Genomic DNA, 25,074 nt, shown 5'->3' with positions numbered 1-25,074 from the left:
CCCAAGACAGAACGGACCCCGCAATGAGACCTGAATCAGAGTCTGAACTGGCCGAAATCGTGGCCGGCCTGAATGAACCGGTACGCGTTGTCGGTGGCGGCACGCGCGGTGTGACCGGCCCCGACCGGATGCTGAGCACCGAGGGGCTGCGCGGGATCACCCTGTACGAGCCGGGGGCGTTGACGCTTGTGGCGCAGGCCGGAACCCCGCTGGCTGAGATCGAGGCCGCTTTGGAGGCCGAAGGTCAGCAGCTGGCGTTCGAGCCGATGGACCATCGCGCCCTGCTGGGATCCTCGGGCGCGCCCACGATCGGCGGTGTCGTGGCGGCCAACGTCTCGGGGCCGCGCCGGATTCAGGCCGGGGCCTGCCGTGATTTCCTGCTGGGCGTGCGCTTTGTCGACGGGCAGGGGCAGATCATCAAGAATGGCGGGCGGGTGATGAAGAACGTCACCGGCTATGATCTGGTCAAGCTGATGGCCGGGTCCTGGGGCACGCTGGGCGTGCTGACCGAGGTGTCGCTAAAAGTGCTGCCCAAACCCGAGGCCAGCGCGACGCTGGCCGTACCCGCCAAGGACGCCGCGACTGCGGTTCGCATCCTGTCCGAGGCCCTGAAATCACCCTTTGAGGTCACCGGCGCAGCCTATGATCCGCAGCAGCAGCGCGCCTTGATCCGGATCGAGGGGTTTGCTGAATCGGTCTCGTATCGCACCGGGCGTCTGCAGGAGTTGCTTGCCCAGTTCGGCGCAGTTGATCCGGTCGAGCCATCGGACGCCCTGTGGCAGGCGATCCGCGATGCGGCCGATTTAGCCGACACGCCCGGCGAAGTCTGGCGGATTTCGGTCAAACCCGGCGACGCGCCCGAAATCGCCGCGCGGGCCGAGGCTGATCGGACCCTGTTCGACTGGGGCGGCGGGTTGATCTGGGCGCTGGTGCCCGCAGGCACCGACCTGCGCGCGCGCATCGGCGCGTTTTCCGGCCACGCCACGCTGGTGCGGGCCGGGGCCGATACCCTTGCCCGGCTGGGCCGGTTCCAGCCGGAACCGCAGGGAATTGCGTCTCTGACACAGGGGATTCGACAGAAATTCGACCCGCGCGGCGTGTTCAACCCCGGGCTGATGGGATAGGGCGATGCAGACCACATTCACCGAAGACCAGTTGAAAGACCCCGGCACCCGCCGCGCAAACGAGATTTTGCGCAACTGCGTGCATTGCGGGTTCTGCACCGCCACCTGCCCGACCTACCAGGTGTTGGGCGACGAATTGGACAGCCCCCGTGGGCGCATCTACCTGATCAAGGACATGCTGGAAAACGAGCGTGTGCCGGATGAAAAGACCGTCAAGCATATCGACCGCTGCCTGTCCTGCCTGGCCTGCATGACGACCTGCCCGTCGGGCGTGCATTACATGCATCTGGTCGATCACGCCCGCGAATATATCGAAAACCGCTACAAGCGCCCCTTCTCGGACCGGGCGCTGCGGTGGGTTCTGGCACGGATCCTGCCCTATCCGATGCGGTTCCGCTGGGCGCTGATCGGGGCCAAGCTGGGGCGGCCGTTCCGCTTTCTGATGCCCGACGCGCGCCTGCGGGCGATGCTGGACATGGCTCCGAAACACATCCCGCCGGTCAGCCGCAATGACGACCCCCAAAGCTTTGCGCCCAAGGGGCAGGCGATCAAACGCGTGGCCCTGATGACGGGCTGTGCGCAAAAGGCGCTGAACACCGACATCAACGATGCCACGATCCGCCTGCTGACCCGGCTGGGCTGCGAGGTCGTTGTGGCCGAGGGCGCCGGCTGCTGCGGGGCGTTGACCCATCACATGGGCAAAACCCGCGAAAGCCATGCCACCGCCGCCGCCAATATCCGCGCCTGGACCCGCGAGATGGACGGCAAGGGGCTGGATGCAATCGTCATCAACACCTCGGGCTGCGGCACCACGATCAAGGATTACGGGCACATGTTCCGCGACGATCCGCTGGCCGAGGACGCGGCGCGGGTGTCGGGCATTGCCATGGATGTCAGCGAGATCCTGATGCAGCTGGACTTGCCGCAGGGTGACGACAAGGGGTTGACGGTTGCCTATCACGCGGCCTGCTCGCTGCAACACGGGCAGCAGATCAAGACCTATCCCAAGGACCTGCTGAAAAAGGCGGGGTTCACCGTGGTCGAACCCGCCGACAGCCACCTGTGCTGTGGCAGCGCGGGCACCTACAACCTGATGCAGCCCGAGATCTCGGCCAAGCTGAAACAGCGCAAGGTGCGCACGTTGGAGGCCAAGAACCCCGATTTTATCGCGGCCGGGAACATCGGCTGCATGATGCAGATCGGGTCGGGTACCCAACTGCCCATCGTGCATACGGTCGAGCTGTTGGATTGGGCCACGGGCGGGCCTCGGCCCCCTGCGCTGGATCGGGCCGGACAGCCTGCGGATGCGGTGCCGATCCTGCGGTGATCGGGCCTGATGCGCCGACGCATCAGTCTGGTGCGGATTAGGCGCGGTCCGGCTCTGCCCTATTTTCGCCAAACGCCACGCGTAAGTAGATTGGCCGATACCTCATGCCGGAGAACCGCGTGCGTACATGGATCAGGGCGATAGCGTTATGTGTTCTGCCATTGGCAGCCACGGCGCAGGATACTGGGCTGCAAAGCCTTGAAACCTCGGATTCCGGGCGCGAATGGATGGCGGTTGGACGGCTGAACATCGACGGCACCGGCTTCTGCACTGGTGCGTTGATCTCACCCACGCTTGTTCTGACCGCAGCGCATTGTCTGTTCGACCAAGCGACCCGCCAACGAATTGATCCGGGCCAAATCGAGTTTCTGGCGGGGTGGCGACACGGCCGCGCATCGGCCTATCGCACAGCGCGCCAGGCGGTCATTCATCCGGAGTACGAGTATGACCGCGCCGCATCCGTCAGTCGTGTGCGCCACGACGTCGCGCTGATCGAGTTGTGGCAGCCGATCCGAAATACGACCGTGATCCCGTTTGAAACCGGCTACAGGCCGACGCGAGGCGAGGATGTCGGAGTGGTTTCGTACGCCCACAACCGCGCAGAAGCCCCTTCGCTGCAACAGGTCTGCTCGGTCATGGCGCAGCAATCGGGGGTGCTGGTCATGTCCTGTGACGTGGATTTGGGTGCGTCCGGCGCGCCGATCTTCTCGTTCTCAGGGGATCACCCCCGGATCGTATCGGTCGTGTCCGCAAAGGCCGAATTGGAAGGCCGGCGGGTATCGTTGGGAACAGCGCTGGAAGAGTCGCTGGAGGTGCTGCGCACCGAGCTGTCCGCAGGGAATGGATTTGGCGCCTCCGGCAAGACGCTCGAGCCTGGAAAGAACGTCGGCGCAAGGTTTGTCCGGCCATGACCTGCCGTATCGTGACATTGGCCCTGATTTTGGCCGGGATTGCTGCGTCAGCGGTGGCCCAGGACAGTGGCAAGCGCCGGCTGACCGATCGGGACGACCTGTATGGTTGGGAGGCGATCGGGCGGCTGGACATCGGAGACCGCTCGTTCTGCACCGGCACGCTGATCGCGCAGGATCTTGTTCTGACCGCAGCCCATTGTGCGACGGACAAGGCCACCGGTCGGACCTACGCACCCGGCGAAGTCACCTTTCGCGCAGGTTTGAGCGATGGACATGCGCTTGCCGAAGGCACGGTCGTGCAGATCGCCGTCCTTCCCGACTATGACCCCCGGGTTGGCCTGTCACCCGAGATGGTCCGGGTCGATGTCGCCCTGATGCGACTGGATCAACCGATCCCGTATACCGTCGCCAACCCATTTGCGTTGCACAGTGGCCGGGTCGCTGGGGATGAGATCAGCATCGCTTCGTACGGGCGCGGCCGATCCGAGGCAATCACGCGCCAGCGGTCCTGCCGGATTCTGGAGCGGCGCCAAGGTCTGATCACCTTCAATTGCGATGTCACGTTCGGATCCTCCGGTTCGGCCATTCTGGCCCGAAACGGGCCGCGTTGGCAGATCCTTTCTGTGGTTTCGGCGGTTGGTACCGACGGCCGTCGCAAGGTCGGGTTTGGCATGGAACTTGAGGGGATCGTCTCGGACCTCAAGGCCATCATGCGGCGGGATGCGCCGCAGCCAAAGGCCAAGATCCGGCGGCTGCAGGTCGGCTCGGGCAAGTCCAGCTCGGGCGCGAAATTCATCAGCTCCGGCGGGTCTTGAACTCAGCCAGATCCTTTCCCATCTCATGTGTGTCGGGCAGCCAAACCGGGGTCCGACGATGACCAACGCCCGTCCAATCGGAGGGCAAAACTCGTAAATCGCTCTGAACATGAGGATAACGAACATGCGTAGCTTTGATTTTGCACCACTGCACCGTGCAACCGTCGGCTTTGACCAGATTGCCGACATCATGGATCGGGTCATGACCAGCGAAGTGTCACAACCCAGCTATCCCCCGTACAACATCGAAAAAACCGATGCCGATGCGTATCGCATTTCGATCGCAGTCGCCGGCTTTGCCGAAGATGACCTGACGATCGAAGTCAAGGAAAACGCGCTGGTCGTGGCCGGCAAGAAAGCCACCGAAGACACCAAGCGCACCTATCTGCATCGCGGCATCGCCACCCGCGCCTTCGAGCGTCGTTTTGCTCTGGCTGACCACGTCCGCGTGACCGGCGCCAGCCTGGAAAACGGCATGCTGCACATCGACCTGAAGCGCGAGGTGCCCGAAGCGCTGAAACCGCGCCGGATCGAGATCACCTCGACCAAGGCGATCGAACAGGACGTGGTTGACGCCAAGCCCGTGAACTGAGGCCAAGACTGCCCAAGCGGCGATGATCGTCTCCTCCCTCGGTTGTCGCACAACCCCGCGTTCCTCCGGACGCGGGGTTTTTCATGACGGTTGCAAAGAAAAAGGGCGCCCAGAGGCGCCCTTGTCTCATGGTCCGTCCGATCAGACCGCCATGCAGATGTATTTCATCTCGAGATAGTCTTCCATGCCGTGGTGGCTGCCTTCACGGCCAAGGCCGGATTGCTTGACGCCACCAAACGGGCCCAGTTCCGAGCTGATGATGCCGGTGTTGATGCCGACGATGCCGTATTCCAGCGCCTCGGCCACCTTGTACACGCGGCTCAGATCCTTGGCGTAGAAATACGAGGCGAGGCCGAAGATCGTGTCATTGGCCATGGCGATCACCTCGTCCTCGTCCTCGAATTTGAACAGGGGCGCCAGCGGGCCAAAGGTCTCTTCCTGCGCGACCTTCATGTCCTGGGTCACGTCGGTGATGATCGTCGGCTGGAAGAAGGTGCCGCCCAGATCGTGCGGCAGGCCACCGGTCAGGATCGCGCCGCCATTGGCCGTGGCATCGGCGATGTGCTCCTGCACCTTGGCCACCGCCTCGTCGCTGATCAGCGGGCCGGTCGTTGTGCCATCGGACAGGCCGTCGCCGATTTTCAATGCCTCGACCGCGGCCTTGAGCTTGGCGGCAAAGGCGTCATAGACACCGGCCTGCACATAGATGCGGTTGGCACAGACGCAGGTCTGGCCGTTGTTGCGGAATTTGCACAGCATCGCGCCTTCGACGGCGGCATCCAGATCGGCGTCGTCGAACACGATGAACGGCGCGTTGCCGCCGAGCTCCATCGAGCATTTCATGACCTGGTCGGCGGCCTGGCGCAGAAGGATCCGGCCCACCTCGGTCGAGCCGGTAAAGGTCAGCTTGCGCACACCGGGGTTCTCGCAGAACTCCTTGCCGATCTCGCTGGCCTGTGACGAAGGCACCACGTTGAACACGCCCGCCGGAACGCCGGCCTGTTCGGCCAGCAGCGCCAGTACCAGCGCCGACAGGGGCGTTTCGGTGGCCGGGCGCGCGACAAAGGCACAGCCGGCGGCCAGTGCCGGGCCTGCTTTGCGCGTGATCATCGCGTTGGGAAAGTTCCATGGCGTGATCGAGGCCGCCACCCCGATCGGCTGTTTTAGCACCATGATCCGCTTGTCGCGCTGATGGCCGGGGATGGTCTCGCCATAGACCCGCTTGGCCTCTTCACCGAAGAATTCGATGAAGGAGGCGCCATAGGCGATTTCGCCCACCGCCTCGGCCAGGGGTTTTCCCTGTTCGGCAGTCAGGATCTTGCCCAGATCCTCGGCGTTTTCCATCATCAGGTCGAACCAGCGGCGCAGGATCGCGGCGCGCTCCTTGCCGGTCAGCTTGGCCCATTCCTTCTGTGCCGCCTCGGCCTGCGCGATGGCACCGGCCACCTGGGCGCGGCTGACATCCGCGACCTCGGCGATCACGTCGCCGCGGGCCGGATTGGTGACGGTAAAGGTGCCGTTGTCACCATCGACCCACTGCCCGCCGATATAGGCCTTGGTGACCAGAAGGTCGGGGTTCTTCAAAAGCGATTTCAGGTCGGTCGTGGTATCCAGCATGGGTCGGCCTCCGGGCAGGGAAAGAATTTGCGCGTACCCAATCAGGTGGCGCAGAACATGTCTAGGGCCACCCGGGGGCGTCAATCAATCCAGATTTGATCAAAAAACCGATCGGCGTGCGATGCAAGGGCCGGAAAGCATCAAAAGCCAGCCAGCTGTTGGTTTTGACGCCTATCTTTTTCGATAGGGTTTTGCCAAAGTTCCGGTGATTTGAGAGACCCAGGGGGATGTAAATCGTTATAACATTTCCTATCTTGTTGGGTAGATAAGAAAAACAAGGATTGGACAGATGTCGAACCAGCAATTCGAAGCATTGATCGAGGAAACCCAGGCCAAGGTGCGCGAAAGCCAGTCGCAGATCGAAGGGCTGACCTCGCGGATCGAGGCCGCACGCGCCAAGATCGGAACGGCCGAAGCGGATATCGACATCGAAAATGCCACGCTTGAAGACGTGCACGCCCATACCGAGGTGATGAACGCGAACATCGCCGAACTGATCATGGGGCTGGACGACGTCACCAGCGCGTTTTCCAAGGATTTCGACGAGATGCGCTCGAAGACCGGGTGGGAATCGTTCGTGGGCATCTTCTCGAAGGGTAAATCCGAGTCCATGCGCCAAGAACGGATGCGCTCAGCCAATATCGACGACAAACTGCAGGACCTGATCGCGAAATCAGACGTGATCGTGAAGCTGCTGGAAGGACAACTGGCCGTGCTGGAAGAGCAGCGCGTGAAGGTGGAGAACAACCTGACCGTCACGTTGGACGACCGCGAGGCGACCGTGGCCGAACTGGAAGCGTTGCGTACCGAGATTGAGGGCATGGACCCGGCGATCATCACGCTGGAAAACAAGATCAGTGTCGAGCAGAACGCCGCCGCGCGCACCAAGCTCGAAACCGAACTGGCCGAGCTGAACAAGCAGTACAACGCGAAGGTTCAGGACGAGCAGGTCAAGCTGGCCAAGTCCCAGACGCTTGAGCGCTATATCGAAAAGGGCAAGACCTGGGTCGACTCCCTGCAAAATCAGGCGGCGACGCAGATGGTGCTGATCAACAAGCTGCAGACAGACACGCAGCAACGCGTGGTTCTGTATGACGCCCTGACCAAATCGCTGAAAACCGCGCAGCAGCAGGACGTGGCCCACCGCATCAACGAGATCGGCGTGCAGACCGATCAAGAGGCGCAAACCGCCATGGCCGCCATCGGCACAGCGACCAACCAGAAAATGGCCGACATGCTTGAGGCGCATGAGGACCACATGGTCTTTGCCCGCGACGTGCTGGAGAAAAAGGCCAAGGCGGACGAGCGCTTTGCCCGCAGGTTTGCCTCGATTGTCGAGAAGCATGATAAGAATTTGTATGGGGGGTGAGGACTCAATCCGTTCGCCGCTAAAGATGCTAAGTTCAGCGGTGGGCGTTGCGCTCTTTGGGGCGCTTCTCATCCTGTTCGGGTACCTGACCCAATTGATTCCAGCATACCTTGGTCCCGATCTGAGATTGATGATGTTCTTCGTGCCATTGGTCTTCGCGCTCGGCTCATTTGGAGTTTCAGTCGTGTTCGCAGTCTGGGGCGCACTTTGGTTGGCATTCGAGGTATTCCTTCTATTGGTCGATAAGCTAAATGAGTAACCCAACCCAAGACCATGTCGGCCTGACCGATACCTTTGCCTCGCGCCGCTATTTCCGCAAATTCGAGGTGATCACCGTCCACCTCCTGCGCGTGGCCGCGACGATGGAGGCCGAGGGCGCGATCAGCAAGCAAGAGGTGCGGATCGTGTCGCGCTACCTCTCGGGGCTGCTCTACACCTTCCGGGCGCTCAGCATGAAATACCTGCTGGTCGGGCGCGACACGGGGCGGTTCTTTGGCAGCCTCGCCATGGACAAACGCGACAGCGGGTTTCCGGTGGCGGCCGAACTGCTGACCATGGCCAATGACGCGCAGCAGGCGCAGGTACATTTGGCGAATATGCCCTCGGAAGAGGACCTGAAAACCGAGATGGTGCGGACGATCATCAGCGACAGGGAAATCCCCACCAAGCTGCAGTTCGCACTGTCCCAAAGGCTCTATTACGAGGAATTGCTGAAAGGTCAGCTGTTCTGGGCTCGCAATGACCCGGAATGCCATTGGATCGAGACCGAGGGCGAGCGGCGGAAATTCCTGATTCATTGGGCGGTCTATGACAGCCAGATCAACCTGCCGGTCATCTACCTGATGCAGTTGGAGGACAGCGGCAAAACGGCCCTGCCCAAGGACCAGCGTCGCTGGCCCGAAGTGCAGGCGCATCTGATGGCGCAGTCGCTTGGCGGGTTGAAACTGGTGACCATCGCCAAGGGCTTCGATCAGGATTTCGACGACCTGCACCCCAAACACCTGCGCCGCATTCATGTGGGTCCGATGTATTCCTCGGCCTATACCGAGCAATCCGGCCCCCTGCGGCAGGTGTTGGAGGACGCGCAAGCCCCCGAGGGGCAGGATTGGGCTCTGGCCTGGACCACCGAAGAGCTGCACAGCGAAGAGGTCATCGAAGAACGCGCCGGATGGTTCTCGACCGTCGAGCGCGAGGTCTTTGCGTTGGACCCCTTCGGCGGACAGGGGGCCGAGACCGGGGCCACACGCACCCAGCGCTCGATCATTCTTCCCCAGCGTCCGTTCCAGGTTCTGGCCGAACGCAATCCGCCAGGCTTTGCGGATGTGCGCAAGTTTGTGGTCAGCAAGTCCGGGCAGGTGTTGCGATATTGATAATACAAAGGCGATTTTGAAATGAGTTTGACGTCAGACCAGATGGAATTGCGCGAAGACGATATTCGCAAGCACTATCCTGCCGCCACCGCGTTGCTGAACGGGTTCGAGCATGCGCCGCGCATAGCCAAACCCGCCGAGGCCGCCGTCGAACGGTCACCGGGTGTGTCGACGGGACGGCGGTTCCGGTCGACCACGCCGGGGTTGGTAACCCGCCGCACTGCGCGGGCCGATGGGGTGCATCTGGTCGAACGGATAGAGGCCGCGGATGACGGCGACGCGCTGGTGTCCCCACCGCAGGCGACCACACAGCAGGCGATCCGCCGGGCGATTGCCATCGCTCTTGCCTTGGCCGAAACCTATGCGGACCAGACCCCGCTGGCCGATCTGAAACGCGCCAATCTGGCCGGAGATCTTGCCGCCGCGCGCAAGACCGAATTCTCGGATCTGCTGACCGCCGAAGCGTTGATCACCTTGCACACCTTCGGCAATGCGTTGGCCTATTTGATGTCCTCGCATCTGGGTGAGACCACGGTCGAAATCGGTGAAATCGATGAGGTCCTGACAGACAACGGCCAACTCGCCCTGCACGGTGCCCTTTGGGAGCTGGATCAGGTTCTGGCCAAGCACGCGCCCGATGATGCCCATCTGATCGCGGCCACCAGTGCCTATGCAGAGCAACTGATGGAAAAAGCTGCTCTGCGCGCGCAAACGGCTGGCCATCTGGCGCCGTTCCAGAACGCCGCCTGGCATATCGAGGCCGACGAACTGACGATCCGGGGATTTGAGCCCGCGTCGAAGGCCAAATCCACCACGCTCACCATGACGTTCAAGAAACCGAACGAGGTGGTGGGCAACCATATCGCCAAATATCAGGCCATGAAGCTGGCCAAAATGCTGATGGCTTATGATTTTGACCGTCGCCTGAACCCGTTCGCGGAGCTTGGCGGTTTTATCTTTACCTTCATGGGCGACGGCAAACCGGGCACCGGCAAGACCACTCTGATCCAGATGATGGCCGGGCTGATCAATGATTATTGCCAGAATGCAGGCTATCCGTTCCGCTATCAGAACCTGAGCACCGACAATATCGACAGCTATCAGGGCAAATCCGGCCAGAACGCCAAGGCGTTCATCAACACGATCATTGACCCCTCGGTCATCGGTTTTGGCACGATCGACGATATCGATCAGCTGGCCGGCAAACGCGGCGACCGGCAGTCGTCAGCCGGTCAGCTGGAAATCACCGCCGTGCTGATGGAGAGCTTTGCGGGCGCCAACACCGTCGTGCGCGGCAACTGCACCTTTGGCATGTTCTCGAACTACCCCGAGAATGTGGACGACGCCCTGCGCCAGCGGGCCGGTGCGCGGTTTCTGGTGGATGGGCCGCAAACGCGCGAGGATTACATCGACATCCTGCACCTGCTGATGGGCCGTAACCACGACATACCCTTAGGTGAACACGAAGCCTATGCTGCGCAGGAAATCAAGAAAGCCGTCGCTGCCAGTTTCGAAAGCCATTCCCGCCCGCATGAGGATGCATTGTTGCAGGTCTATGACCGGGTGTCGGGCGATATCGGCCAGATGGACACGATCGCCAAGCTGGGCACCTATCTCAAGGCGATCCAACAGGCGGATGAGCGCTTCACCGGTCGCGCGATCAAGAACATCACCGACGCGGTCAAGGTCCGCGCGATGGATTTCGAACTGCCCGACGAATGGATGGAAAACCCCGACCTGTTCCTGTTCCGCGACTACGACACCAAGAAGGCGATGATCGAGGACCTGCGCCAGCCGATCACGGTCGAAATGGTGATCCAGGAAATCAACCGCTACGCCGACAGCGAATTCCGCTATGCCGACAAGAGCGATGAGGTCGCTATCGAAAACGCCGTCCGTGAGATGGGCCGGATGGAAGAGGCCAAGCGGCGGTATCTGGAGGGGAAGGGGTGAAGAAGGGAGTTGCGAGCTCGGCATCGAATGCCGGGAACACGATAGAGAAGAACGGATTGACATGTTTTGTCTGAGATTACATCAGGCACAAGGATATTTCTTGCCCGCTGAAACATCTTTTCAGCTCAATTTTCTGAGAAAACCAGTCGTTCCCCGGAGTGCCAGTTTCATTGCAAGCACCTTGCAGCAAATCAAAAAAGTACTGCCTAATCTATCTCAAGCTCAACAAATTCGAGCTCAAGACCTTGGATTGGATTTTGCGGCCGACGATTGGTCTGCACTATTGAAGCAAAGCGATATATGGGATGAAGAGCAATGATCCGCCTCATCGAAAAAGGCCTGATGTTCGGCAACCTTGTCCACATCTCCAGCCCGGCTCTGGTCGAGCGATATAACCGCGCGCTGCAGCATCTGGCGGGCAAGACCACGGCGCTGACGGATTTCCATGTCGATATCTCGGGCTATTCGCCGGAGGTGGGGATTGAGCTGGAGGATGAGCTTTACCTCAACCCCAACGGGGTCAACCGGCAGTTCATTCTGCTGACGACCGAACAGAAACGCGCGCCGCTGCTGAACGTCAAATTCTCGACCTCGCGCGATATCCTACGCGAATTCATCGAGATGAACGAGGCGCAGTTGTTCGCCCTGACCGCCACCGATGCGGTGGCCGGAGAGCTGGTGAACTCGGTCTTCAAACTCACGACGCCGCGCGACCTGCTGAACCTGCGCAATATTGAAATCGAGGCCGACACCGTGGGCGGCACCCTGCGCAAAGCCGAGCAGCTGGCAGGCATGGTCGAGCGGTTCAAGACCGAGGAAGACGCCTGGTTCGATGATGTGCTGATCGCGAAAATGATCGAAACCGCTAAGGAAACCGGCGACGTCACCCGCAACCCTGTCCGGCTGCGCCACACGGTGTTTGAACAGCGCAACTTCTGGACGGCGCATTTCGGCGGCATGTATCTGTTCCCGGATCTGGATCACCCGGCGGCGATCTGCATGGGTGAAAGGCCAGAGGATTTGCCGATCAAATATGTCTTTGATCCGTCGCAGCGAAACCAGATTGCCAAATTTCTGAATTACAACGATCTGGTCGAGCCGATCGTCAAGGCCCGCGGCGTGGATGCCGCCGCGATCCTGCAACAGAAGATGGACTTTCTGACCGTTGACGCCGCCGCGGATGCGGGCATTGATCTGACCGGGCTGGACCGCAGCGACATGCGGCGTTTGGCGCGCAATCACGCGGATCGCTTGCCCGAAGCCTATCATGGCCTCGCGCAATTGTTGCGCTGGGCGACAGATGGCGGGCCTTGGCCGCGTATCACCTCGGATCATCCGGCCTATTTCTATTCGCTGCGCGCCGCCAATACCCCGAACCGCGATCTTGTGAATATGCTGCTGGCCGAACTTGCCCCGCTGGACCCGCGCCAGATGTTCATTTGCCACAAGGAACTGTTCTACCGCACCTATGGTGGCTGGGCAGAGCCGAAAAAGGCCTATGTGGCCGAGTTTCTTGCCCGTGAATATCAAGTGGACAAGGCCGGGGCCCGCGCCGCACTGTTCGGGCATGAACCCGACATGAGCGGCGAAGACCGGGTCAGCGAGGCGGTGATCGCACGGGTCGGCCCTTGGGGCGCGGTAAGGAAAGAGTGATATGTTCGGAGCAATGCGCCTGTTTCTCGGTTTGCTTGTCGTTCAGACGATTGCCTACTTTGCCTTGTCACTTTACTCGCGTCGCGTCCGGCGGCAAAAGCTTGAGACGTGGTGGGAAGAGAAGGGCAAGACCGGCAACAAGGAAGCCTTTGTCGAACGCGGATTGCATGTCTATGACAATTCGTTCCGTCGCAAACTGATCCTGGGTGTTTATATCGTGCCTTGGGTGGCGATCGCCGCGCTGATCTATGTCGTGAACTACATGTGAGGTTTTGGGAATGGTCTACATCAAATGGGCGTTCATCCTGATTTTCTGGATCACGCTGGGTGCGATCCTGCAATACTCGCTGCCGCAGCACGACATTGTCCGCATCGTAAACACCTACGAAGAGCGGCAGGATCTGACGGATTGGACCCGCGTTTTCTGGTCTGAGCCCGATGATCAGTCGACCAGCCTTTCGAACCGCGATGTGCAGTTCATCCAAGCCGTGCGGGCGAACGGCAAGCCGATCGTCTATCGGAACGAAGATACCAGCTGGGGTTGGCCACCCTATTTCAAGTTCGATACCGCCAACCTTTACACCGAAGCCAACGACGCGATCTCGGACAAGGATGATCCGGATTGGGTTGTCGTGACCCACTACGGCTGGCGCAACGAGTTTCTGTCGATCTTCCCGAATGCCATCTTCATCAAACATGTCGAAGGACCGGACGTTCGCATCATTCCCTGGTTCAACATTATTTTCCTGACCGTGTTTTTTGCCATCGTCTGGGCGCTTTGGGTGCGTTGGCGCAGGTTCCGCGAAGCCCGCATCGACCCCATGCTTGAAAGCGTCGAGGATGGTCTCTACGCCGCTGGGGATGCGATCGACGAACGAAGATCCAGTTTCCGGCGCTGGCTGGACAGTTGGAAGTCAAAATAGACCAGAACCGGAAACCAGTTTGACCATCGGCTACCCGGCTAGGCGTCTCGCTATCTGACGACAAACTCGGCATGAAGGGCCCCGGCGGCTTTGATGGTTTTGAGGATGTCGATCATATCCCGCGGGGACACGCCCAACGCGTTCAGGCCGGCAACCACCTGCGACAGCGTCGTTGCTTCTGGGATTTCTGCCAACCCGGTGCCGGGGTCCTCCTCAATCCCTGCGATGGTTCGCGGCACAACAACGGTCTCCCCTCTGGCAAAGGGGTTGGGCTGAACGGCGATCGGAGATTCCTCTACCCGAAGTGTCAGGTTGCCTTGAGAAACCGCGACACGTGAGATTCGGACCTCCTGCCCCATGACGATCGTGCCGGAGCGTTGATCTACAACCACGCGAGCCTTGGTTTCGGGTTCAATCAGGATGTTTTCGATCCGGCCGATCGCATGCGCGGTGGAAGGAGCCCGCGTTTCCGGGATGCTCAATTCCACCGTGCCCGAGTCGCGCATGACCGCAACGGCGCGATTGAACTCGCGATTGATGGCCGCTTCGATCCGACCGGCGGTCGTAAAGTCCGGCTCGCGCAGGGCCAACCGCAATTGGGAAAGACCTGACAATTCAAAGTCGATCTCCTGCTCGACCCGGGCCCCGGCGGGGATGACACCGGATGTCGGGACTCCTTGAACAACCGATGCAGCGTCGCCCTCGGCGACTGCACCACCTGCCAGAACGGTGCCCTGCGCAACTGCGTAGATCTGCCCATCCGCGGCGTTCAACGGTGTCATGACGAGCGTGCCGCCCAGCAGGCTTTTGGAATCTCCGATCGCCGAAACGGTCACATCGATCTGCCCGCCCACCCTCGCAAAGGGCGGAAGGGTGGCGGTGACAAGAACGGCGGCGACGTTCTTGGGGCGAAAGTCCTCGCCAGTGACGTTTACACCCAACCGTTCCAGTATGTTCGACATGATTTCTTCGGTGAACGGAGAATTGCGCAGCCCGTCACCGGTTCCGTTCAGTCCAACGACAAGGCCATATCCCACGAGGTCATTGCCGCGCACACCGTCAAAATTCACTAGATCCTTGAGCCGGACAGCCCCGGAAACCGCCACCGAAGGCAGCATGATCAGAAGGAAGGCCAGAAGTCTCATCTCAGGAAATTCACCAATGATAGGGTCGAGTTGCGGACAGTGACCGAATAGAGGCTTTCGAGCTGGAACTGCACGGTCTGCAGGTGTGCCGCAGTTTCGTAGGGATCGGCGGCGACAAGTTCGTTGTGCGCGTATTCAAAACTGGTCCTGGCCGCCTCATTTCGTGTTTCGGCCTGTTCGATGCGGGCTTGCACCGCTCCGATCTGAGCGCGCATCGTCACGACGTCATCTTTGGTGTTGGCCAGAGCCACGCCCAGATCGGTAAACAAGGCAGTCTGCAGGTCTGGTGGCCATCCCAGCGCGCCCTCCGTCGCCAAGGCCGCAAGCGCGACATCGCGCAATCCATCCCGAAGTTTCGGATCATTGGCCGTAAACGGCATGTTCACCCGCTCGGTCTCCGAAATCTGCATTGGTGCGAGGGTCGTGTTGGACCCGTTGTACATGACTGCCTCGAATCCGGCAGGGTCATTGAACCAATCGTCGGCCGCCTGGCGAATATCGGTCAGGGTTGTCAGCCCTGCCAATTCGGTTCGCAGAGCAGCCAGTAGCGTGTCCGTCGACTTCAACGGAGAGGTGTCCGTGGCGGTTCCCGCGAACAAGCTGCGGCCACCGACCCGCGTGTTCAGTGAAGAAATCATCGTGTCCAGTTCGTTGCGCGCCTGAGCCGAGGCCTGAGCATGCGAAGTCGCTTGGTTGGACGTCCCAAACGCGAGCAGAGAAGCCGAAACCTCGCCGATCGAGGTCTCAAATGTCTCGAGGCTGATCTGAGTGGCATCAGCAAACAGATTTGCCTCGGCGGTCGCCGTAGAGAAGGCGTCCAGCTGTGCAATTTTTCGATCCAGGTCCATCAGATGCGAGTAATCGCCACTGAGACGCCCAGAAATGTCAGCGGTTTGACCCGTAGACATTTCATAGGACAGGGTTTCGATCTGCGTTTTGATCTCGGTGCTGCGCGCACGCAAGGTCAGACCGCGGGCCAGATCACCAATCGAGTTCAAGGTCATGGTTACATCCTCAGCAGCAAATCCATCAATTCGTCGACAACGGTGACGATCCGCGCATTGGCGGCATAGGCCTGTTCAATCTGCATCATGCGCTGCAATTCGGTGTCACTGTCCACGCCTTGCTCGGCCACTAACTGTTCCATTTGGAGTTGCGCGTTGGATGCGTAGCTTTGGCGTGATTGAGCGGTATGGGCAGCTGTGCCAGCTTTGGACAAAAGCGACACCGACACTTCACTGGCCCGCAGGGCCCCTGTGCCGAAAGCCGGGGCAGGGCGCGGCGTGGTCAATACGGCGCCAAAAGCCTGCAGCTGGGTTGCCTCACCGGGGTCGTTCGGTCCAACGGCCCCCAACCCCGCGCGCAGTTTCCAACTGTCGCCGCCGGCATCTGGATCGACAATCGGGTTGAGCTCAAGACGGGACGCGAGCCCCGCCGGCGCCGTGGCATCGAAACGGGCGCCGGCATCGGTGAACAAGCCTGGATCAGTCGGCATCGCGGTCGGATCCAGGCCGGCAGTTTCGAACCGTTCGATCAGATCGCGCGCGACTGCGTCCAGGTCCGCATGCGCGTCGATGGCCAACACGTCGCGAATGTCAAACTGGGCTGCCAGAGCGCCGCCGCGGATCTGTGCGGAATCACCGGATGTGCGGACTGGCCGTCCATTGAGTTCGAGCCCGGACAGCAGTCCGTTTCCTACGGTCATGTGCGGTTTGGTATTACCGGTGACCGAGAACGCGAACTCTGCGGCTGATCCTTCTAGAAGTATCAGCCCACCGTCGGAGTACAGCGAGACGCGGTTGTTGTCGCGCGCCACGACATTGACCGGAACCAGCTGGTTGACTTGGTCAATGAGAACCTGGCGTTGATCCAGCAACCCATTGATATCGCCGCCCGCGTTCTCAACAGCCGGGATCTTGGCATTCAACGCTTCGATATCTTTCAGGTTTGTATTCAGTGTTTCGACATACGTCCCGATTGTTCGGTCCGCGTCAGAACGCATCTTGCTGAGGCCGTCGGACGCCTTATTCAAATCGGCAACCAGATCCCCAGCTGCGCGCGCCGCCAGATCCAGACGCTCGACCGAGCCGGGATTGCTTGCGGCCGTGATCAAGCTGTTCTCGAATGCGCTCAAAGATACCGCGATCGATCTGCCGTCATCGGGGGTACCGACCAATGCTTCGAATTGCGAGTAAAACTCCGAGATTGCCGAGGCCGCCGCGTTATCCGCCGTTGCCGCGCGCAGGTTCGCCATCAGAACAGGATCTTGATGGCGGGTGATTCCCACGACCCTGACGCCGTTGCCGGAAATAGAGTTGGTGGTCAGCTCCAACGTCCGCTTGGCGTAGCCGGGCGTCAGCGCATTGGCTATGTTGCCCGAGACGACGGCGGCGCCGCGGCTTGCCGCGCCCAGCCCACCCAGCGCGTTATTCAGGGCCGTTGACATGCTCATGAGGCCGTTCCTTTCCGCTTTGCAGGTTCAGATCAGCGCTTGATGTTGGTTGTTTCCTGCAACATCTCGTCGACTGTCTGGATCACCTTTGCGCTTGACGAATAGGCGCGCTGGGTTTGGATCATCGACGTCAGTTCAGTTGCAACGTCGGTCGTCGACTCTTCGCGCGCGAAGGAAATCAATTCGCCCGTCGGACCTTCGCCGGCATCCCACAGGAAATAAGTTCCACTGTCGCGAGACGGCGCATATGTCTGGCTGTCGAGTGCGGTCAGCCCATTCGGGTTGGGGACGTCCGCCAGCGGTATCTGGTACATCCGACGGGTGACGCCCGTGTCATACAGCGCGTAGACGTATCCGTTTTCATCGACCTGAACGCTGGACATGGTCCCGACTGCGGATCCGTCCCGGGTGATCGAAACCGGCGCAAACGTGTCGGACAGTTGAGTGATTCCATCGCTGTCACCGATCAGACCGATATTGACCTCCATCGGGCCGCCGGCGACGTTGACGACAAAGCTGCCGGTGGTCGGATCATAGGTGCCACCGGACACGGTGGTCACACTTGCAAGGGTACCGCCTGCGGTTCTGCTGTCCGTAAATGTCAGCGTATATTCACCGATCACGGCACCGCCCGAAGCGGAGTCGCGCAAGATCATCGTCCATTCGTTGCTGGACCCGGCGGCCGGCACCGTCGGGACAAGCTCGATATCGACATTCTCGGGTTTGCCCAAATTGTCGAAATATTCGACGGACAAGGGCTGCGTGTCACCAGGTGCGCCGGCATCGGTGGCCGTGGCGGGCAGGTTCATGCGCAGGTTCATTGCGGTGGTCGGCGAGCCGGACAATTGATTGACGCTGAGTTGAACCGGCTGCAACGCTGCGGGTGTGTCGCGCGAAACGTTGGGAATGGACCCATCGGCGTTGGCGGGCCAGCCCAGCAGCACAAGTCCGGACTCGGTAACCAGATACCCTTCCGCATTGGTTCGGAAGGATCCGGTGGTGGTCAGAAGCATTTCGTTTGAATCGGTTCCAATCTGGGAACTTGGGCGAACCGGCAGCATGCCCCGGCCGCGCACGGCCAGGTCGGTTGAGTTGTTGGTGGTAACCAGCGAGCCACGCTGATCGATCAGTCGCTGGCTGGTGGTCCGGACGCCGCCCGCCGAATAGCTTCCGCCCTGGCCCGACGTCACCATCGAATGAAAATCCGTCTCAACCCGCTTGTAACCGTAGGTCGAAGAGTTGGCGATATTGTCCGATATGGTCGCCAACCTGTTCGCGTTGGCCTTCAAGCTGGCCACACCGGCATTCAGCGAAGAGGAAATTGTCATCGGCACGCCCTTCTGTTGCGTAAATCGTTCCCGCAACAGCTAACGCGCTGGGCCTTAACAGCGCGCTAACAAGTAAAATGCCAGATATCCTCCGATCTCAGGGATTGCGTAGAAACACGATCTCGATCCGGTTGTTGCGGGCCGCCATCGGGTTTTTCACCTCCAGCTTGCGATCGGCATGACCCGTGACCCGTTCAAGCCGTTTGGCGCCGACCCCCTTGTCCTGAAGCATCTGCCGTACCACCTGCGCGCGCGAAGTCGACAGATCCCACGACGGATTTCGGGCCAGAACCACCGGAGAGGAATGCACGTGACCCTCGACCGAGATGGAATTCATCACCATGTCCGATGAACGTGCAACCAGCAGTACCAGTGCACGCATCATCTGCGTTGGAGAATCGGAACCTCTCTCGAACAGCGGCTCATCTTCGGTATCGAACAGCTCGACGATCAGACCCTCGTCCGTCACTCGAGTGACAATATGCTTCAAGGCCTTTTTGGACACCATGCTTTCGCCTGACCGCCCCAGCAGCCGCGCCTCGAGCGACGAGAAGTCTTCGAACGCGCCGCGCCCGCCGCCATCGGCATCCACACCGGTCGAACCCCGCGCGCGCTTGGCCTCGGTCGGGTTCTTGTTCGTCGCTCCCGAGCCGTCCATCACCATGGTTTTCTCCGAGAACATATTGTCGCCCCCAAAGGCCCCGTCGCCCCCGCCGGAAACGGGATTGATCGGAATTGTCGGAGAGAAGTAGTCCGCCAAACCCTTGCGTTGCTTTTCTGTCGTTGCGTTCAGCAGCCACATCAACATGAAGAACGCCATCATGGCCGTCACGAAGTCCGCATACGCGACCTTCCAGGCGCCGCCGTGATGGCCATCGCCACCCGAAACGCGCTTCTTCTTGATGATGATCGGCGCCGCATTTGATTGCGCACCCATCTAAACCACCCTTTTTCACCCACCCATTGGATTAACAGCGCGGGGATTAAGGGCGGCTTAATATCTAAAACTGTTCAGACCTTTGCCGACCCATCATTGGACCATCCCGGCGTTGGCCCGGCGCAGGATGACCGAAAGGCGGTTGAAACTGTTCTGGACTCCGTCCGGATCGAGTTTGCCGAAAAAGCCATCAAGCTCGTCATGGATGCGAACCGCCTGATCCAGGAGCGGGTCCGTGCCCGGCGTGTACAGACCCGCCTTGATCATCACTTCGGACTGCTCGTAGCTTCCGACCAACCGGCGGGCTTCGGTGATCAGCTTGTTTTCCTCGGGTGTCGCCGCAGCCGGTAAAGAGCGCGAGACCGAACGGCTGAGCGCGATGGCTGGAAAGCGCCCTCGCTCGGCGATCTCGCGACTTAGCACGATATGCCCGTCAAGAACGCCGCGCAGGATGTCGGCCACCGGTTCATCCATGTCCGAACCCGCGACCAGAACGCTGAACACGGCGGTGATGTCGCCCTGATCGGCGGTTCCCGGGCCGGCGCGTTCACAAAGGCCGGCGATCATCGGTGTGACCGAAGGCGGAAAACCCCGCAGGGACGGGGCCTCACCCATGGCGACGGCGATCTCGCGATGCGCCTCGGCGAACCGGGTGACAGAGTCGCACAGGAACAGAACGCTCAGACCCTGATCCCGCAAAAACTCGGCCGCTGTCATCGCAGACCAGGCGCAGCGCCGGCGGGCCAGAGCTGATTGGTCGGACGTGGCCGCAACCACGATCGAGCGCCCCATACCTTCGGCGCCCAACGCGGTCTCGACGAATTCATTCACTTCGCGCCCGCGTTCGCCCACCAGCGCGACGACCACTGCATCGGCTTGCATGGATCTGGCCAGCGTTGCCAGCAAACTTGATTTTCCCACACCCGACCCCGCAAAAAGGCCGACACGCTGCCCTTGGACGATCGGAAGCAGGGTGTTCAAAATCGCCAACCCGGTGGCCATACGGTCTCCCAGCGGTTTGCGGTCGACGGCCCGGGGGGGCGCGGACATCACGTTGCGGGCCTGCGTCCCGGGAAGAAGTGGTTTGCCGTCCAGCGGTTTGCCGAACGGATCGACCACGCGACCAAGCCAATGCAAACCGGGTGCAAAAACCGGAGTCGGCTCAAGATAGACCCTGTCCCCCAGGCGAACGCCGTCAGGGGCTGCGCCAGGCAGCATGTGAACGGCTTCGGCCTCGACCTGCAACACTTCGCCAGCCAAGGGCTGGTCGTCGCGTCGCCGCAAAATCAGATGGTCGCCGATGCGCGCGTGTTCCGCCAGCCCTTCGACCTCGATCACCCCACCGGAAACACCCGCGACCAGACCCATGTGCCGCACTGGAGAAAGCCGTTCGAACTGGTACTTCAGAATCGAGGGATCGAGGTCGGACATGGCGTCGGCTCCAATTGGTTTCTGAAAACGGTTTCTAAAGGAATCGGGGTTAAGCCTTGATTGAAATTGATCGAGGGAGAAGCCCCGATGTTCTCGGACCTGAACGTCTTTAAAGTTGCGTACGCCCTGGCAACCCACGCCGGACAACGGCAGGCCGTCATCTCGCGCAACATGGCCAATGCGGATACGCCCGGCTACCTGGCTCGCGATATTGAGCCTTTCGCGGAAGCCTTTGAAAAATCCAGTGCCACCAGCGCAATGAGCGCGACCCGCGAAGGTCATTTGAACGGTGTCGGGCCGGGGGGGATGACTTGGGCCGAACATATGCGCGGCGGCGCCGTCGATCCCAATGGCAATGGTGTTTCGCTTGAAGAAGAAATGCTGAATGCGGTCGAGGTCAAGCGACAGCATGACCGCGCGCTGGCCATCTACAAGTCCTCGATCGGGATCCTGCGTACCAGTCTGGGCAAGGCGTGAGGAGGCCGTCATGAGCGATTTCTCCAAGTCCCTTGCCGTCACCGCCAGCGCGCTGCGGGCGGAGGCTGCGCGCCTGCGCCATGTTTCGGAAAACATCTCGAACGCGGATACTCCGGGTTACCGGCGCAAATCGGTTCCTTTCGAGACGGTGCAGAAGGACGGCACTGATCTGGTTCAGGCCGGTCGGGTCAGGCTGGACCGGCGGGCGTTGCCCCGGATCTATGATCCCAGTCACCCGATGGCGGACGCCAGCGGATACTACGCAGGGTCCAATGTCGATCTTATGGTCGAGATCGCCGACGCGCGTGAAGCGCAACGCAGTTACGAAGCAAACCTCAAGATGTTCGACCAGACCCGACAGATGTCGGCCAGCCTCATGGAATTGTTGAGAAAATAAAGGAAAGCCAGAATGGATATCCGATCGATCACCGCGGCTCAGAGCTATGCGCATGCCCGCCCGGCCACCCAAGCGGATCCGGGAACAAGTGGCGCGGCACAAGGGCTGCGCGCAACTTTTCAGGACTTTGCGGAAACCCTGAAACACAGCGAAGAGGTCGCCAATGCGGCCATGATTGGTCAGGCCGACCCACATGCCCTCGTGCAGGCACTGGCTCAGACCGAACTTGCGGTCGAAACAGCGGTTGTGGTGCGCAATAAGGTCGTTGAGGCCTACCAGGAAATTCTCCGGATGCCGGTCTGAACGATGCTCAGCGAAGGTCTGTTCTATGACGTCGTACGTCAGGCCCTTTGGATTGCCGTGATCACGTCAGTTCCGATTCTGACGGTCGCGCTGGTCACCGGTTTGGCCGTGGGCCTGTTCCAGGCCTTGACATCCATCCAGGAGATGACCCTGACCTTCGTTCCCAAGTTGGTGGCCATCGTCATCGTGTTCTGGGTCTCGATGGGCTTCATGACGCAGACGCTGGTCACATTCTTCACCTCGACACTGGTTCCGCTGATTGCAGGAGGTCGCTGATGGATACAGCCTACGTCACCCTGTCCCGTCAAACCGGGCTGATGAACGAAATGCGTCTGGTCGCGAACAATATCGCCAATGCGCACACGACGGGTTACCGCCAGCAGGGTTTGGTGTTTTCCGAGTTTGTGAGGGACCTTCCCGGCAGCCCCTCTCTGTCCATGAGCCGTGCTCAGGCGCGCAACACGTCTTTTGCACAGGGCGTGTTGACGGAAACCGGTGGGCAATTCGATTTTGCAATCGAAGGCAGTGGGTTTTTCTTGGTTGAAACTCCGTCCGGCAACCGTCTGACCCGGGCGGGTAGCTTTTCACCGGACGCCAATGGCGATCTGGTTACGATGGATGGGCACCGTGTGCTGGACAGCAACGGGGCCCCAGTATTCATCCCACCGGACGCAGCAACAATTGATGTGGGCGGCGACGGGACGCTCAGCGTGAATGGACAGGCTTTGGGGCAGATCGGGGTGGTTCAGCCCGCTGAAGGCACCGAGTTGGCGCGGGAAGGCAGCACCCTGTTCAAACCGGAAGGCGAGGTCGAGCCGGTCGAGCGACCGGTGGTTCTCAACCGGTTTCTGGAGGGTTCGAACGTCAACGCCATCGGCCAAGTGGGCCGGCTGATCGAAATCCAGCGTGCCTACGAACTGGGGCAGAGTTTTCTGGACGCCGAAGATGAAAGGGTCCGCGGCGCCTTGAAGACCTTGATGCGCTGATCTGAAACTGCAGGAGAAACCGAAATGCGAGCCCTGAAAATTGCCGCGACTGGAATGGCGGCGCAACAAATGCGGGTCGAGACGATCTCGAACAACCTGGCGAACATGTCGACCACGGGCTACAACGCCCGGCGGGCTGAATTTGCGGATCTGCACTATCAGCAGATGGCTCGCGCCGGCACGGTGAACGCCGCGGACGGGACTGTCCTGCCGACGGGAATACAGCTTGGTCTGGGTGTTCGTCCCGCGGCCGTGACCGTCGAGTTGGCCCAAGGCGCGTTGTCCGCGACGGGCAGTGACCTGGACATCGCGATCGAAGGGCGCGGATATCTCGAGGTGGTTCTGCCAAACGGCCAGTCGGCCTATACCCGTGACGGCAGTCTGAAGCGATCGGCCGAAGGCCTCATCGTCACGTCGGACGGGTTTGCGGTCGCCCCCGAAATAACCATCCCGGACGACGCGCGGTCGATTTCCATTAACGCGTCCGGCGAGGTCTACGCCTATTTTGACGACACCGCGGAAGGGCAACTGCTGGGGGAATTCACGCTGGCCAGCTTTTCCAATGCCAAGGGCCTCGAGGCCATCGGCAGCAACCTGTTCAAGGAAACCGAGGCTTCGGGCGCTCCGATCGTGGGCACCCCAGGCGAGGACGGGCTCGGAATGCTGCGTCAAGGCTATTTGGAAGACAGCTCGGTTGATGCGGTACGTGAGGTGACCGATCTGATCGAGGCGCAGCGCGGCTATGAAATGAATGCCAAGGTGATTTCGGCCGTCGACCAGATGATGGGCGCGACGACACAGGTGCGCTGATGCGGGTCGTGGGCTTCATATCCCTGTGGCTTCTTCCGGTTGTCGCCTTTGCTGACATAGTCGTGCCAACCAGAACGATCCGGGCCAAGGAGATCATTGGATCCGCTGATCTTCAGTTGAAATCCGGTGAGGCACCCGGCGCGGTAAATGATCCTGCAGACCTGATCGGGCAGGAAGCCAAGACCGCTCTGTATCCCGGTCGGCCAATTCTGATGGCAAGTGTCGGCCCTCCCGCCCTGGTCGATCGGAACGATCTGGTGACGCTTGTCTTCGTGAAAGGCGGACTGTCCATCGCGGTCGAAGGGCGCGCGCTGGGCCGCGGAGCCGCCGGTGATCGCATCCGAGTCATGAACCTGTCGTCACGAACGACGGTAACCGGAAAAATCCGTTCCGACGGCCAAATCGAGGTATTTTGATCATGAAACTGTCCAGATCCCTGTTGCTGGCCATCCTGTCCCTTTCCGCCTGCGGGCGTTTGGACCATCTGGGCAAACCGCCCAGCCTGTCGCCAACTACGGAAACTCCGGAACACGTGGCGATGTTGTGGCCGGGTTTGCCGTTGCACACTCAATCTCAGCGCGCCGTGGACGGCGCGTCTCTGTGGAGTGGGGGTCAGCAGTCTCTGCTGGGTGATCAGCGCGCCATCAAGAAGGGCGATATTCTGACTGTCGTGATCGAGCTTGATGAAAAGGCCGAAATCTCGAACGATACAAACCGGTCGCGCGGCAGCTCGGAAGATCTCAAGGTTCCCGGCCTCTTGGGATTGCCCCAGCGCGCAGCGAAACACCTGCCAGATGGTGCGTCACTGGACGAGGCGGTTTCGACCGATTCCGCGTCAGTCAGCAAGGGCAAGGGGTCGGTGAAACGCAAGGAAAAGCTGACACTGCGCGTCGCCGCAACGGTGATCGATGTCCTGCCGAACGGCGTCCTGTCGATTTCCGGAACACAGGAACTGAGGGTGAATTTCGAACTTCGCGAGCTGCTGGTGTCTGGCTATGTGCGTCCGCAGGACATCTCGCGCCAGAACGAGATTACCTACGACAAGATTGCGTCTGCACGGGTGTCCTATGGCGGCCGCGGCCAGATCACGGATGTTCAGCAGCCACGATACGGGCAACAGGTGCTGGACGCGCTGTTGCCGTTCTAAGGTGTTC

The 25,074-nt window shown here is 60.5% G+C and carries 27 protein-coding genes; 20 read left to right on the top strand and 7 right to left on the bottom strand.

Annotation, left to right across the window (positions count from 1 at the left end; genetic code table 11):
* Positions 1-23 precede the first annotated feature (23 nt).
* The 5 genes from AC2FML_RS16780 (at position 24) to AC2FML_RS16760 (ending at position 4,769) form a co-directional block, all read left to right on the top strand.
* Complete coding sequence (locus AC2FML_RS16780) at positions 24-1,124, top strand: FAD-binding protein (protein WP_496783912.1); 1,101 nt, start codon at positions 24-26, stop codon at positions 1,122-1,124.
* A 4-nt stretch (positions 1,125-1,128) separates the two neighbouring features.
* Positions 1,129-2,451 carry a glycolate oxidase subunit GlcF gene (glcF, locus tag AC2FML_RS16775; protein WP_496734966.1) on the top strand — a complete coding sequence of 441 codons (1,323 nt, stop codon included), beginning with the start codon at positions 1,129-1,131 and terminating at the stop codon, positions 2,449-2,451.
* Positions 2,452-2,570: 119 nt separating this feature from the next.
* Complete coding sequence (locus AC2FML_RS16770) at positions 2,571-3,362, top strand: trypsin-like serine peptidase (RefSeq protein WP_093963788.1); 792 nt, start codon at positions 2,571-2,573, stop codon at positions 3,360-3,362.
* The gene (locus AC2FML_RS16765; protein WP_170359854.1) at positions 3,359-4,177 is read left to right on the top strand and encodes a trypsin-like serine peptidase; all 819 of its coding nucleotides are present in this window, start codon (positions 3,359-3,361) and stop codon (positions 4,175-4,177) included. Before AC2FML_RS16770 ends, AC2FML_RS16765 begins: the two co-directional genes overlap by 4 nt.
* Positions 4,178-4,301: 124 nt before the next feature.
* The gene (locus AC2FML_RS16760; RefSeq protein WP_170372489.1) at positions 4,302-4,769 is read left to right on the top strand and encodes an Hsp20 family protein; all 468 of its coding nucleotides are present in this window, start codon (positions 4,302-4,304) and stop codon (positions 4,767-4,769) included.
* A gap of 141 nt (positions 4,770-4,910) precedes the next feature.
* Here the strand turns inward: AC2FML_RS16760 and AC2FML_RS16755 are convergent, their stop codons facing one another.
* Entirely contained in the window at positions 4,911-6,386 is a 1,476-nt protein-coding gene (locus AC2FML_RS16755) for an NAD-dependent succinate-semialdehyde dehydrogenase (protein WP_496783911.1), read from the bottom strand.
* A gap of 289 nt (positions 6,387-6,675) precedes the next feature.
* Between AC2FML_RS16755 and AC2FML_RS16750 the strand changes: the two genes are divergently transcribed.
* The 7 genes from AC2FML_RS16750 (at position 6,676) to AC2FML_RS16720 (ending at position 13,654) form a co-directional block, all read left to right on the top strand.
* Positions 6,676-7,755 carry a hypothetical protein gene (locus AC2FML_RS16750; protein ID WP_496783910.1) on the top strand — a complete coding sequence of 360 codons (1,080 nt, stop codon included), beginning with the start codon at positions 6,676-6,678 and terminating at the stop codon, positions 7,753-7,755.
* A gap of 251 nt (positions 7,756-8,006) precedes the next feature.
* Positions 8,007-9,125 carry a hypothetical protein gene (locus AC2FML_RS16745; protein ID WP_480633923.1) on the top strand — a complete coding sequence of 373 codons (1,119 nt, stop codon included), beginning with the start codon at positions 8,007-8,009 and terminating at the stop codon, positions 9,123-9,125.
* 21 nt (positions 9,126-9,146) lie between these two features.
* Positions 9,147-11,078 (top strand): AAA family ATPase, encoded by a 1,932-nt coding sequence (locus AC2FML_RS16740; protein ID WP_496783909.1) that lies wholly within the window; start codon positions 9,147-9,149, stop codon positions 11,076-11,078.
* A gap of 100 nt (positions 11,079-11,178) precedes the next feature.
* Positions 11,179-11,397 carry a hypothetical protein gene (locus tag AC2FML_RS16735; protein WP_170445238.1) on the top strand — a complete coding sequence of 73 codons (219 nt, stop codon included), beginning with the start codon at positions 11,179-11,181 and terminating at the stop codon, positions 11,395-11,397.
* Positions 11,394-12,731: a DUF6638 family protein gene (locus AC2FML_RS16730; RefSeq protein ID WP_496783908.1), complete on the top strand. Its 1,338-nt coding sequence runs from the start codon at positions 11,394-11,396 to the stop codon at positions 12,729-12,731. Before AC2FML_RS16735 ends, AC2FML_RS16730 begins: the two co-directional genes overlap by 4 nt.
* Position 12,732: 1 nt before the next feature.
* The gene (locus AC2FML_RS16725; RefSeq protein WP_093963662.1) at positions 12,733-12,999 is read left to right on the top strand and encodes a hypothetical protein; all 267 of its coding nucleotides are present in this window, start codon (positions 12,733-12,735) and stop codon (positions 12,997-12,999) included.
* A gap of 10 nt (positions 13,000-13,009) precedes the next feature.
* On the top strand, positions 13,010-13,654 hold the full coding sequence (locus AC2FML_RS16720; protein WP_170359868.1) for a DUF1523 family protein: 645 nt from the start codon (positions 13,010-13,012) through the stop codon (positions 13,652-13,654).
* Between the two features lie 50 nt (positions 13,655-13,704).
* On the opposite strand, the gene AC2FML_RS16715 is transcribed toward AC2FML_RS16720, so the two are convergent.
* The 6 genes from AC2FML_RS16715 to AC2FML_RS16690 form a co-directional block, all read right to left on the bottom strand.
* Positions 13,705-14,799 (bottom strand): flagellar basal body P-ring protein FlgI, encoded by a 1,095-nt coding sequence (locus AC2FML_RS16715; protein WP_170359870.1) that lies wholly within the window; start codon positions 14,797-14,799, stop codon positions 13,705-13,707.
* Complete coding sequence (locus AC2FML_RS16710; protein ID WP_496783907.1) at positions 14,796-15,803, bottom strand: flagellin; 1,008 nt, start codon at positions 15,801-15,803, stop codon at positions 14,796-14,798. Before AC2FML_RS16710 ends, AC2FML_RS16715 begins: the two co-directional genes overlap by 4 nt.
* A 2-nt stretch (positions 15,804-15,805) precedes the next feature.
* The gene (gene flgK / locus AC2FML_RS16705; protein ID WP_496783942.1) at positions 15,806-17,245 is read right to left on the bottom strand and encodes a flagellar hook-associated protein FlgK; all 1,440 of its coding nucleotides are present in this window, start codon (positions 17,243-17,245) and stop codon (positions 15,806-15,808) included.
* Between the two features lie 38 nt (positions 17,246-17,283).
* A complete protein-coding gene (locus AC2FML_RS16700) occupies positions 17,284-18,579 on the bottom strand; it encodes a flagellar hook protein FlgE (RefSeq protein ID WP_170343156.1) in 1,296 nt (431 codons plus the stop codon).
* Between the two features lie 97 nt (positions 18,580-18,676).
* Positions 18,677-19,516, bottom strand: coding sequence for a flagellar motor protein MotB (locus AC2FML_RS16695; RefSeq protein WP_496783906.1), 840 nt, complete (start codon positions 19,514-19,516; stop codon positions 18,677-18,679).
* A gap of 93 nt (positions 19,517-19,609) precedes the next feature.
* The gene (locus tag AC2FML_RS16690) at positions 19,610-20,947 is read right to left on the bottom strand and encodes a FliI/YscN family ATPase (RefSeq protein ID WP_496783905.1); all 1,338 of its coding nucleotides are present in this window, start codon (positions 20,945-20,947) and stop codon (positions 19,610-19,612) included.
* A gap of 87 nt (positions 20,948-21,034) precedes the next feature.
* Between AC2FML_RS16690 and AC2FML_RS16685 the strand changes: the two genes are divergently transcribed.
* Genes AC2FML_RS16685 through flgH form a run of 8 tightly spaced genes read left to right on the top strand, consistent with a single transcriptional unit; the run spans position 21,035 to position 25,067 of the window.
* Complete coding sequence (locus AC2FML_RS16685; protein ID WP_170391727.1) at positions 21,035-21,424, top strand: FlgB family protein; 390 nt, start codon at positions 21,035-21,037, stop codon at positions 21,422-21,424.
* Between the two features lie 10 nt (positions 21,425-21,434).
* Entirely contained in the window at positions 21,435-21,821 is a 387-nt protein-coding gene (gene flgC, locus AC2FML_RS16680; protein WP_170367525.1) for a flagellar basal body rod protein FlgC, read from the top strand.
* A 12-nt stretch (positions 21,822-21,833) separates the two neighbouring features.
* Positions 21,834-22,124, top strand: coding sequence for a flagellar hook-basal body complex protein FliE (fliE, locus tag AC2FML_RS16675; protein ID WP_170359884.1), 291 nt, complete (start codon positions 21,834-21,836; stop codon positions 22,122-22,124).
* Positions 22,125-22,127: 3 nt separating this feature from the next.
* A complete protein-coding gene (locus AC2FML_RS16670) occupies positions 22,128-22,400 on the top strand; it encodes a flagellar biosynthetic protein FliQ (RefSeq protein ID WP_093963653.1) in 273 nt (90 codons plus the stop codon).
* The gene (locus AC2FML_RS16665) at positions 22,400-23,110 is read left to right on the top strand and encodes a flagellar hook-basal body complex protein (RefSeq protein WP_170359886.1); all 711 of its coding nucleotides are present in this window, start codon (positions 22,400-22,402) and stop codon (positions 23,108-23,110) included. The genes AC2FML_RS16670 and AC2FML_RS16665 overlap by 1 nt, the downstream gene beginning before the upstream one ends.
* A gap of 24 nt (positions 23,111-23,134) precedes the next feature.
* The gene (flgG, locus tag AC2FML_RS16660; protein WP_170343153.1) at positions 23,135-23,920 is read left to right on the top strand and encodes a flagellar basal-body rod protein FlgG; all 786 of its coding nucleotides are present in this window, start codon (positions 23,135-23,137) and stop codon (positions 23,918-23,920) included.
* Positions 23,920-24,336, top strand: coding sequence for a flagellar basal body P-ring formation chaperone FlgA (flgA, locus tag AC2FML_RS16655; protein WP_496783904.1), 417 nt, complete (start codon positions 23,920-23,922; stop codon positions 24,334-24,336). Before flgG ends, flgA begins: the two co-directional genes overlap by 1 nt.
* Before the next feature lie 2 nt (positions 24,337-24,338).
* Positions 24,339-25,067, top strand: coding sequence for a flagellar basal body L-ring protein FlgH (gene flgH / locus AC2FML_RS16650; protein WP_496783903.1), 729 nt, complete (start codon positions 24,339-24,341; stop codon positions 25,065-25,067).
* Positions 25,068-25,074: the final 7 nt, after the last annotated feature.

It is taken from the genome of Ruegeria sp. BHSC029 (genome assembly GCF_059613085.1).
Note: the sequence above shows the minus strand (reverse complement) of the source record. Positions and strands in the feature narration are given on the sequence as shown.

What these genes read in the sequence shown, in the direction of transcription:
- AC2FML_RS16780 (WP_496783912.1), top strand. Translation starts at nt 24, where the DNA reads ATGAGACCTGAATCAGAGTCTGAACTGGCCGAAATCGTGGCCGGCCTG.
- glcF (WP_496734966.1), top strand. Translation starts at nt 1,129, where the DNA reads ATGCAGACCACATTCACCGAAGACCAGTTGAAAGACCCCGGCACCCGC.
- AC2FML_RS16765 (WP_170359854.1), top strand. Translation starts at nt 3,359, where the DNA reads ATGACCTGCCGTATCGTGACATTGGCCCTGATTTTGGCCGGGATTGCT.
- AC2FML_RS16760 (WP_170372489.1), top strand. Translation starts at nt 4,302, where the DNA reads ATGCGTAGCTTTGATTTTGCACCACTGCACCGTGCAACCGTCGGCTTT.
- AC2FML_RS16755 (WP_496783911.1), bottom strand. Translation starts at nt 6,386, where the DNA reads ATGCTGGATACCACGACCGACCTGAAATCGCTTTTGAAGAACCCCGAC.
- AC2FML_RS16750 (WP_496783910.1), top strand. Translation starts at nt 6,676, where the DNA reads ATGTCGAACCAGCAATTCGAAGCATTGATCGAGGAAACCCAGGCCAAG.
- AC2FML_RS16745 (WP_480633923.1), top strand. Translation starts at nt 8,007, where the DNA reads ATGAGTAACCCAACCCAAGACCATGTCGGCCTGACCGATACCTTTGCC.
- AC2FML_RS16740 (WP_496783909.1), top strand. Translation starts at nt 9,147, where the DNA reads ATGAGTTTGACGTCAGACCAGATGGAATTGCGCGAAGACGATATTCGC.
- AC2FML_RS16730 (WP_496783908.1), top strand. Translation starts at nt 11,394, where the DNA reads ATGATCCGCCTCATCGAAAAAGGCCTGATGTTCGGCAACCTTGTCCAC.
- AC2FML_RS16725 (WP_093963662.1), top strand. Translation starts at nt 12,733, where the DNA reads ATGTTCGGAGCAATGCGCCTGTTTCTCGGTTTGCTTGTCGTTCAGACG.
- AC2FML_RS16720 (WP_170359868.1), top strand. Translation starts at nt 13,010, where the DNA reads ATGGTCTACATCAAATGGGCGTTCATCCTGATTTTCTGGATCACGCTG.
- AC2FML_RS16715 (WP_170359870.1), bottom strand. Translation starts at nt 14,799, where the DNA reads ATGAGACTTCTGGCCTTCCTTCTGATCATGCTGCCTTCGGTGGCGGTT.
- AC2FML_RS16710 (WP_496783907.1), bottom strand. Translation starts at nt 15,803, where the DNA reads ATGACCTTGAACTCGATTGGTGATCTGGCCCGCGGTCTGACCTTGCGT.
- flgK (WP_496783942.1), bottom strand. Translation starts at nt 17,245, where the DNA reads ATGTCAACGGCCCTGAATAACGCGCTGGGTGGGCTGGGCGCGGCAAGC.
- AC2FML_RS16700 (WP_170343156.1), bottom strand. Translation starts at nt 18,579, where the DNA reads ATGACAATTTCCTCTTCGCTGAATGCCGGTGTGGCCAGCTTGAAGGCC.
- AC2FML_RS16695 (WP_496783906.1), bottom strand. Translation starts at nt 19,516, where the DNA reads ATGGGTGCGCAATCAAATGCGGCGCCGATCATCATCAAGAAGAAGCGC.
- AC2FML_RS16690 (WP_496783905.1), bottom strand. Translation starts at nt 20,947, where the DNA reads ATGTCCGACCTCGATCCCTCGATTCTGAAGTACCAGTTCGAACGGCTT.
- AC2FML_RS16685 (WP_170391727.1), top strand. Translation starts at nt 21,035, where the DNA reads ATGTTCTCGGACCTGAACGTCTTTAAAGTTGCGTACGCCCTGGCAACC.
- flgC (WP_170367525.1), top strand. Translation starts at nt 21,435, where the DNA reads ATGAGCGATTTCTCCAAGTCCCTTGCCGTCACCGCCAGCGCGCTGCGG.
- fliE (WP_170359884.1), top strand. Translation starts at nt 21,834, where the DNA reads ATGGATATCCGATCGATCACCGCGGCTCAGAGCTATGCGCATGCCCGC.
- AC2FML_RS16670 (WP_093963653.1), top strand. Translation starts at nt 22,128, where the DNA reads ATGCTCAGCGAAGGTCTGTTCTATGACGTCGTACGTCAGGCCCTTTGG.
- AC2FML_RS16665 (WP_170359886.1), top strand. Translation starts at nt 22,400, where the DNA reads ATGGATACAGCCTACGTCACCCTGTCCCGTCAAACCGGGCTGATGAAC.
- flgG (WP_170343153.1), top strand. Translation starts at nt 23,135, where the DNA reads ATGCGAGCCCTGAAAATTGCCGCGACTGGAATGGCGGCGCAACAAATG.
- flgA (WP_496783904.1), top strand. Translation starts at nt 23,920, where the DNA reads ATGCGGGTCGTGGGCTTCATATCCCTGTGGCTTCTTCCGGTTGTCGCC.
- flgH (WP_496783903.1), top strand. Translation starts at nt 24,339, where the DNA reads ATGAAACTGTCCAGATCCCTGTTGCTGGCCATCCTGTCCCTTTCCGCC.